This is a genomic window from Pseudaeromonas sp. HNCC25DJ180, assembly GCF_055413345.1.
The window spans coordinates 1-307 of the sequence record NZ_JBVAYF010000058.1; the positions used below are offsets into that span (position 1 = coordinate 1).

At 59.3% G+C, this 307-nt stretch carries 1 protein-coding gene; it reads right to left on the reverse strand.

The genetic code is table 11. The features are described 5' to 3' along the window. Positions 1–278 (reverse strand): group II intron maturase-specific domain-containing protein (locus ACZYTD_RS17255; protein WP_463893936.1); only part of this gene is annotated, 278 nt, incomplete at its 3' end. Positions 279–307 lie beyond the last annotated feature (29 nt).

Consider the following 307-nt stretch of genomic DNA (forward strand, 5'->3'; position numbering starts at 1 on the left):
GCGTTCGATAACGCCTGCTGGATCCCCGGGGTTTTCGAGCTACGCCATGGGCCTTTACTGGTGATGCCACACGCCACCGCCGTCCGAACGTGGACGCCCCGGCTCATCAGGTTCCGTACCTTGGTGCGCGGCTTTCGCCACTGCCGCCAATAGGCCATCCGTATCCGGCGGCGGATCCATTGATCCAGCTCCATGCAGAGTTGATAGCAGTTGGCGATACCAAAGTAGTGGATCCAGCCTCGCAGGTATTGGCTCGTTTTGAAGAGTTGATATTCCATCGCGACGCCCCAGTTGCGGTTGGACCTGA